The organism is Frankia sp. BMG5.23 (genome assembly GCF_000685765.2).
Classification (GTDB): domain Bacteria; phylum Actinomycetota; class Actinomycetes; order Frankiales; family Frankiaceae; genus Frankia; species Frankia casuarinae.
Map to the genome: position 1 here is coordinate 1 of NZ_JDWE01000099.1, position 7,753 is coordinate 7,753.

Consider the following 7,753-nt stretch of genomic DNA (forward strand, 5'->3'; position numbering starts at 1 on the left):
ACCGCCCCACCCACCCCACCGGCTGTCACAGAACGTCATCGGTGGCGTTTCCGCCGGCGCCGGAACCCACCCTCACACGCGCTACTCACAGCGACGAAACAGCAGCCGGGCCCGGATCCTCACACCACCACCGGCCCCAGCCCCCCGCACCCCGTCTCACACCGTCTACCTGCACAAACAGACTTTGCGGGTCACCCTGGCTGCCGGCCACGGTCATCGTCCCGGTCCTTGTCGGGACGACCGCGGTGGCGCTGTGGCGGCTCGGGTTCTACGGCGTCGCGTTCCGGGGTGCCCTGGTGGTCTCCTATACCGTGGTCATGCTGCTGGCGGTCACCGTCGGGATCTGCCGGCGGCTGGATCATGCCGATGCCGAAAGACTGCGCGTCTCCGCCGATCTGGCCGCGGCCAACGAGCGGTTGGCGGGGACGAACGCCCGGTTGGCGGAGGCGAACACGCGCCTCGTCGAGGCCAACAAGCGGATGCACGAGGCCATCGACGAGCTCGGCAGTTTCACCTACAGCGTCTCCCACGACCTGCGGGCGCCACTGCGGTCGATGAGCGGTTTCTCCCGAATCCTGATGGACGAGTACGCCGAGGACATGCCCGAGCAGGCCCGCGGCTATCTCGACCGGGTGCAACGCAGCTCCGACCGGATGGGCGCGTTGATCGACGACCTGCTCGCCTTCTCCCGCCTGGGCAGGCAGCCCATGAGTAAGCGGGAGGTGGACCCGGCGGCGATCGTGTCCGCGGTGCTGGCGGAGCAAGAGGGCGACCGCGCCGGCCGCCCGGTGCGGATCACCGTCGGGGATCTTCCCCGTGGGGTGGCCGACCCGGTGCTGCTCAAGGTGGTCTACACCAACCTGCTGTCGAACGCGGTCAAGTTCACCCGGGGCCGTGACCCCGCCCGCATCGAGATCGGCAGCCGCCGCGAGAACGGGCGGGTGGTCTTCTACGTCGCCGACAACGGGGCCGGTTTCGATCCGCGGTATGCGGACAAGCTGTTCGGGGTGTTCCAGCGGCTGCACCGCTCGGAACAGTTCGAGGGAACGGGTGTCGGTCTCGCGCTGTGCCAGCGCGTCATCGCCCGCCATGGCGGGCGGATCTGGGCGGAGGCGGCGCAGGGGAAAGGCGCGACCTTCTTCTTCACTCTGAGCGAGGAGGTATCGGCGTGAACATCGAAAGACCGAACATTCTGCTGGTGGAGGATGATCCCGACGATATCGAACTTACCCTGCACGCGCTGCATACAAAGAACATCATGGCTTCGATCGAGGTTCTCCGGGACGGAGCCGAGGCGCTCGCCTTCCTCTTCCGTACCGGCCCCTACGCCGACCGGTCGCCGGACAGGGATCCGAAGGTCGTTCTACTCGATCTCAAGCTGCCGAAGGTCGACGGCCTGGAGGTCCTGCAACGACTGAAAGGCGACCCGGCCCTTCGGACCGTGCCGGTGGTGATGCTGACTTCCTCCCACGAGGAACGGGACATCGTGGCCAGCTACGATCTCGGCGTCAACAGCTACATCGTCAAACCGGTCGACTTCGGCCAGTTCACCGAGGCGGTGCGGACGGCGGGAATGTACTGGCTGCTGCTCAACCGGCAGTCCACCCAGAACACCCAGAGCGATGCCGATTCCGGTGCCAATGCCGATGCCTCACCCGCCGCGGAAGGGTGAAGCGGCAGCTGGCTGAGCGGCGGCCGGAGATGTAGGTGGTGGCGGGCTGGGTGACGGCCGGCTAGATGACGGCGAGACAGGTGCGCATGATGCCACGCATTCACGTCCTCATGATCGAGGACAGCGACGACGATGCCGTGCTCGTCATCGAACGACTGCGACGCGGCGGTTTCGAGGTGATCTCCGATCGGGTGGAGGACTCCGAGGCGGCCGCGTCGGTTCTCCGTACCCGGCCTCCGGACCTGGTGATCTGCGATTACCACATGCCGGCGTTCGGCGCCGAGGCGGCCCTGATGCAGCTGCGCGCCAGCGGCCTCGATATCCCGTTCATCGTCGTCTCCGGCCAGGTCGGCGAGGAGACGGCGGCGGCACTCATGCGGGCCGGCGCGCACGACTTCCTGCTCAAGGATCGCATGAGCCGACTCGTCCCCGCGGTGCAGCGCGAACTGCGGGAGGCCGACGACCGGCAGAGACGACGGCAGGCCGAGGCCGCCCTACGACGCAGCGAGGAGCGGTTCCGGCTGCTCGCCGAGCAGGCGACGGACGTCCTCTTCCGCTGCCGGCTGTGCCCGCGGGCCGAGGTCGAGTACGTCAGCCCGGCGATCAGGATGATCACCGGCTACCCGCCCGAGGACCTGTGCGGCCGCCCCGACACCCTGTTCTCGCTGGTCGACAAGGAGGACCGGCCCACCCTCAAGGGCTCGTGGCGCACGGCGAACCCCGAACCGCTGCGGGTCCGTTGGCACCCGCGAGAGGGCGTCGAGGTCTGGACGGAGCAACGCGTGGTCGGCGTCCACGACGACCAGGGCCACCTCGTCGCGGTGCAGGGCATCCTGCGTGACGTGACCGAGCAGGTCCATGCCGACGAGGAACGGGAGCGGCTGCGACGCCAGCTGGATCAGACCGAGCGGCTGGAGTCCCTCGGCCGGCTCGCGGGCGGCGTGGCGCACGACTTCAACAACCTGCTCGGCGTGATCACCGGCTATGCGGAGATCGTCCTCGACACCCTTCCCGACGACGACCCGTGCCGGGCCGACATGGACGAGATCAGCCGTGCCGCCGACCAGGCCGCCGGACTGACCCGTCAACTGCTCACCTTCAGCCGGCAGGAGTCGTCGAAGCCGGAGACCCTCGACCTCAACGCGGTGGTCGAGGGGACGCGGAACCTGCTGCGACGCACCATCGGCGAGGACATCGAGATCGTCACCCTCCTCGATCCCGATCTCCACCCCGTCACGATCGACCCGAGCAAGATCCAACAGGTGGTGATGAACCTGGTCGTCAACTCCCGTGCGGCCATGCCCGACGGCGGCCGCCTCACCCTCAGCACGGCGAACCTGGACCGGGACCGGGGCCCGTCTCCCGCGGACCGCCCGGCCGCGCACGGGCGGCCGTCGCCGGAAGAACGCCCGAAGCGCGGCTGGGCCTGCCTGGCGGTCGCCGACACCGGGTGCGGCATGAGCCCGGAGGTGATCCGTCGCGCCGTCGAACCCTTCTTCACCACCAAGGGACCCGGTGAGGGGACGGGACTCGGCCTCGCCACCGTCTACGGGGTGGTCAAGGCGGCCGGCGGCGAGGTCGACATCGAGTCCGAGGTCGGGAAGGGGACGACCATCCGGATCCTGCTGCCCGCCACGGCGAGGAGCGGGCCCGCTCCCGTCGACACCACCCGGGACGACACCACCCGGGACGACACCACCCGGGACGACGCCACCCGCGGGCAGGGGAAGACGATCCTCGTCGTCGAGGACGACGCGGCCGTGCGCGCCGTCACCACGCGCATCCTCGTACGGTCCGGCTACCTCGTCCACGAGGCGGGTTCCCCGGCCGAGGCCCTCGACCGGTTCGGTCCCGGGACGACGCGGATCGACGCCCTGCTCACCGACGCGATCATGCCCGGCATGACGGGCTACCAGCTCATCGAACAGTTCCGTCGGACCCGCCCCGAGCTGCCGGTCATGCTGATGTCGGGCTACGCCGCCGGCGCCGAGAAGTCCGTGGCCGGCTTCCCGCCCGGCGTCGCCCACCTCCAGAAGCCGTTCACCGCCCGCGCCCTTCTCGACAGCCTGGAACGAACCCTGCACCCACGCTGACCGGCGGTGCAGATGGTGCGGCCGTGCCGGCGCACCACGGGCAGCACGAGATCAACTTTTCCGGGTGGCCGAGGACCGTGGCGTGGACGGTGACCCGGACCCCGTGCCCGTCGCAGCCCTTGCAGATCTGAGCCCGCGCTGTCACCGGTCGAGGCCGTGACCGCACGGGACCGAATCGCGGCGAGGATCTGATCCCAGATCGTGGCGGGCAGGCGGATCTCCCGAAGCCCCAGATAGTGGGCGTCGCCGTTAGTTCGTCGGTTATCGGCGGTGGCGGGTAGGTAGAGGCCGGCGGCAAGGTCGAGGGCGGCTTCGGCGGTGCCGGTCGGGGATCCGTCGGCCAGTATGGAGTCGGCGTAGTCGTTGTGGCTGGCTCGCCAGATGGCGGAGCCCCAGTTGTTGGCGTAGCCGACGTAGCGCAGCCGGCACAGTGGCTGGGCGTCGCCGTCGGGATCGGTCGCGGTGACGTAGACGAACGGGCCGCGGTAGCGGGTGGACAGCGCGGTGATCCTGGGCCACCTGCCGGTGGCGTGCTCGACCAGCCGCTGCCGCAGGGAGATCTTCGTCGATTCTGGGATACCGGCCACAGCCCTGATTGTGGCCGGGGGTGTCGGCGGGTTGCCTGTGGGCGGGGCCGGGGCGGTGGGCCGGTGTGACCTGCCCGCTAGGACATCGGGAGTGTCTCGCCGTGCCACCGCGATCATTCTGACGGACGACGTCCGCGCCGAGCTGGCCCGCCGTGTCCGGTCGGCGACCGTGCTCCGCCGTGCCTAGCTGCGCGCGAGGATCGTGCTCGCGGCGGCCGGTGGAGCGGGCAACGCGGCGATCGCCGCTCAGCTTGATGTCTGCGAGGACACCGTCAGCAAGTGGCGGGGCCGGTTCGCCCGCGAGGGCCTGGCGGGGTTGGCTGACCGGCGCCGCTCGGGCCGGCCACGGTCCGCGGGTGGAGTTCGAGTACGAACGCGGCGGGACGGTGGCCTACTTCGCCGCCTACGACGTCCAGCGCGCCCAGGTCATCGGCCGGATCGAGGACACCACCGGGATCGTCCCTTTCGGCCGGCTCGCCGCCCAGGTCATGAACAGCGAGCCGTACGCCTCGGCGCGGCGGGTGTTCTGGATCGTCGACAACGGCTCGTCCCACCGGGGCCAAGCCTCCATCGACCGGATGCGCGCAGCCCACCCGACCGCGACGCTGGTCCACCTGCCGGTCCACGCGTCCTGGCTCAACCAGGTAGAGGTGTACTTCTCGATCCTGCAGCGCAAGGCGATCGAGCGTGGCGACCTCGCCGACTTCGCCGACCTCGACGCGCTCGCCGCCCGCGTCATGGGCTTCCAAACGCTCTACAACCAGACCGCGACCCGGTTCGACTGGAAGTACACCCGTGCGGACCTGCTGAAGACCGCCAGCCGCCTCAACCTCGCCGCATAACCGACGAACTTGCAGCGACACCCACTAGGACTCCAGGTGACGATGTCTATGCGTGTTGTGTATGCCTGCCATCGGTCTCTGGCATAGCCACATCAGTCCTGAAGGACCGACGCTCGTGATGTCCAGACCTGGGCGTGTCGTCGTCGGCGGCTTCCTGACCGCCGCCCGGGTCCAGGAGCCGCAAGCGCCGGATTGGCCAACCAACGTGACTTCCGGCTGTCACAGTTGGACTGGTGCTGTCACAGCCTAGCTGCAAAGAGTAACGACTCATCGCAGATCGTTCCCGCCGCGTCCAGAGCCCGGTATCACTGACCGCCCTCGCCGAACGGCTCCTGCGCCCCGAGACGGTCACGGCCGCTCTCCCGGCCGAGGCCGCGGCCAGTCTCGCCGACGGCCTGCCCGGGACGGCACTGCTGCACGCCCGGCTGGCGGCCGTCCACCCTGATTTCGCCACAGCCGCGGCGAACCACTGGACCCACGCAGCCCGCCAGACCCCGCGAGGCGCCCACCCCACTGGCGTGTACCACGCCGGCGCTGGCCTGGCCGCTTCGCTGATCATCGCCGGGTACCACCGCACCGCCCTCACCCATCGGCCGGTGAGCACTCCATGGCACGTCTACGACGTCATCAGCGGCCTCAGCGGACCGTCACCCAGACGCTGTCACCGTGCACCCCTCCGGCGCGTTCGACCCCACGCGCCGTTTCGGCTTCGCCCACCTCGCCGGGAACGCGGCCACCGTCCGGCCCGGCTTCCTCACTGGCGCTGCCGGAACGGCGCTCGCTCTCGCCGAGTACGCCGGGTGCCCCATGCCCGAGGACCTGCGCACGACTTGGGACGCTCTGCTGCTCTTGTCCTGGCCCTGCCCGGCCGAGGCGGTCAAACCGCGGCGGGTACCTGCTCGGCCACCCGGACGAGAACCCGACTGTCGCGCTTGTCGACCGCAAGCAGCACACCTGGCATCTCCGGAGGGACGGCGTCAGCCGGATATGCCTCGATCCACAGCCGGACGCCCTGCCCACCGTCACGGTCCCAGTCGCGGACCCGCTCGGCGAGCCGGGACGCCAGCTCGCCGCCCCGCGGGCCGTAGCCGCAGGCACCGATCTCGTAGCTGGGCATCTTCGCATCGCCGGTAGGACTCGGCCGCGTCGTGAGATAGGCCAGAGTCCCGCCCTCAACAATCCCCATGCTTCCCCACGGTCCCTTCGGCGCCATCAGTCGGCCGTCATCGACCGCAGCCCGCGACACTAGGAGCCGGCAGAAGCCCTCCAGCGTGGCCAGCCAGAAATCGAGATGCTCTGTCCAGCCCCACGGGACGGCGACCCCGGTCCAGCACGCCGCCACAGGGTGATCCAACGCGCCCCGCAACGCCGAGGCATCCACCGGGCGATCGTCATCGAGCCGAATTGTCAGGTCCGGGCCGGCACCGACCCGGATGTTCTGCTCGCGAACGGCACCGAGAGCACGCATCGGCATGAACCCGTCCTCCACGACCGACCGGCTCCGTAGAACCGCTCCGGCCCGCTCGAACACGACCGTTCGAGTCAGCCCGAGGATCCGCAGCGGCACCACCAGACGCCCGTCCTCGGCCAGCTGCACCCACCAAGCTCGCGGGATATCCCAGGCACCCGCTTATCCGGATTTTGATCTTGAAATTTTGGGTGGGATTGGTGGCATTCCGAGTGGTGCTGGTTTGGAGGTGTTGCGGGCTGCGCGCTCCAGGCCGGCGAGCTTGCGCTGTGCGGCTTCGAGGCTGGTCTTGAGGCCCTCGACTTCGCCCTGCCAGCCGTTGGCTTTGGCTTCCTCGATGCGTTCGCCGAGGTTGCGGATGATCTGTTCGAGGCGGGTGCGTTGGCGGGGGTCGACGCGGAGCATGGGGCAGCGGACGCAGGCGTGTTCGTGGATGCAGGGGGTGCCGTAGGGGCGTCCGCAGTCGCCGAGTTCGAGGCCGTTGTGGCGCGGCGCTGTTTGACGACTCCCGCGGTGTCGCTCTTGCGCACCGGGCTGGGGAACGCCCAAGGCGCCCAGGAAGGGTCCGACAGTGCCCATTCGGCGATGTCGAGGTAGAAGGCGCGGACCGTGATCAGGGTGTCGATGTGTCGTTGCCGGGTCGGGCGGCTGCCGCCGTTCTGGGGAAAACGCAGCCGTTCCTTCCAGGGATCCGTGACCTCGCGTGGCAGATTGAGGGTGTCGATGCCGGGGTGATGGCGTTCGAGGTCGGCCCAGAACGCCCCGGCGAGACGGCCGACGAGCATGCGGAAGGTGCTGTAGTCGAGCGCGGGACGCCGCTCGTCGAGGTAGCGGATCAGCAACTCGCGGATCTGCCGGTCGGCGATGCCGTGGCGGTCCACGAGTTCGGCGGTGCTCTGCGGGCCGGTGCGCATGGCGGCGTGCAGCGTGGAGTGCGGTGGGAAGACGCCCAGGTCGACCATCATCTGCCAGGCCAGGTGGGAACCGTCACGCGTCCGGCCGCGGCTGGGCGCCGTGGCTGACTGGAACGCGAGGAGGTCGCCTGTGGTCACCTCGTTCAGGCTGCCACCGGTATGGATCACGATCGCGGT

6 protein-coding genes and 2 pseudogenes are annotated in these 7,753 nt (G+C 69.4%); 5 read left to right on the forward strand and 3 right to left on the reverse strand.

Features of this window, described 5'->3' with window-relative positions; all coding sequences use genetic code 11:
- The first annotated feature begins 245 nt into the window (after window positions 1–245).
- The 5 genes and pseudogenes from BMG523DRAFT_RS21260 to BMG523DRAFT_RS21280 all read left to right on the forward strand — a co-directional run bounded on the left by BMG523DRAFT_RS21260 (window position 246) and on the right by BMG523DRAFT_RS21280 (window position 5,194).
- Window positions 246–1,172 carry an ATP-binding protein gene (locus tag BMG523DRAFT_RS21260; RefSeq protein ID WP_051623997.1) on the forward strand — a complete coding sequence of 309 codons (927 nt, stop codon included), beginning with the start codon at window positions 246–248 and terminating at the stop codon, window positions 1,170–1,172.
- Window positions 1,169–1,672 (forward strand): response regulator, encoded by a 504-nt coding sequence (locus BMG523DRAFT_RS21265; RefSeq protein ID WP_011436572.1) that lies wholly within the window; start codon window positions 1,169–1,171, stop codon window positions 1,670–1,672. Before BMG523DRAFT_RS21260 ends, BMG523DRAFT_RS21265 begins: the two co-directional genes overlap by 4 nt.
- A 65-nt stretch (window positions 1,673–1,737) precedes the next feature.
- The gene (locus BMG523DRAFT_RS21270) at window positions 1,738–3,765 is read left to right on the forward strand and encodes a hybrid sensor histidine kinase/response regulator (RefSeq protein WP_043592160.1); all 2,028 of its coding nucleotides are present in this window, start codon (window positions 1,738–1,740) and stop codon (window positions 3,763–3,765) included.
- A gap of 789 nt (window positions 3,766–4,554) precedes the next feature.
- A pseudogene (locus tag BMG523DRAFT_RS26820) lies at window positions 4,555–4,644 on the forward strand (IS630 family transposase); the annotation flags it as partial.
- A 64-nt stretch (window positions 4,645–4,708) separates the two neighbouring features.
- Window positions 4,709–5,194 (forward strand): transposase, encoded by a 486-nt coding sequence (locus BMG523DRAFT_RS21280; protein ID WP_023842014.1) that lies wholly within the window; start codon window positions 4,709–4,711, stop codon window positions 5,192–5,194.
- A 305-nt stretch (window positions 5,195–5,499) separates the two neighbouring features.
- On the opposite strand, the gene BMG523DRAFT_RS27050 is transcribed toward BMG523DRAFT_RS21280, so the two are convergent.
- The 3 genes and pseudogenes from BMG523DRAFT_RS27050 to BMG523DRAFT_RS26825 form a co-directional block, all read right to left on the reverse strand.
- Window positions 5,500–5,634, reverse strand: coding sequence for a hypothetical protein (locus BMG523DRAFT_RS27050; protein WP_255353906.1), 135 nt, complete (start codon window positions 5,632–5,634; stop codon window positions 5,500–5,502).
- A gap of 437 nt (window positions 5,635–6,071) precedes the next feature.
- On the reverse strand, window positions 6,072–6,791 hold the full coding sequence (locus BMG523DRAFT_RS25520) for an O-methyltransferase (protein ID WP_011436568.1): 720 nt from the start codon (window positions 6,789–6,791) through the stop codon (window positions 6,072–6,074).
- Window positions 6,737–7,753 (reverse strand): annotated as a pseudogene (locus BMG523DRAFT_RS26825) (hypothetical protein); the annotation flags it as partial. The gene BMG523DRAFT_RS25520 and the pseudogene BMG523DRAFT_RS26825, both read right to left, overlap by 55 nt.

What these genes read in the sequence shown, in the direction of transcription:
- BMG523DRAFT_RS21270 (WP_043592160.1), top strand. Translation starts at nt 1,738, where the DNA reads ATGACGGCGAGACAGGTGCGCATGATGCCACGCATTCACGTCCTCATG.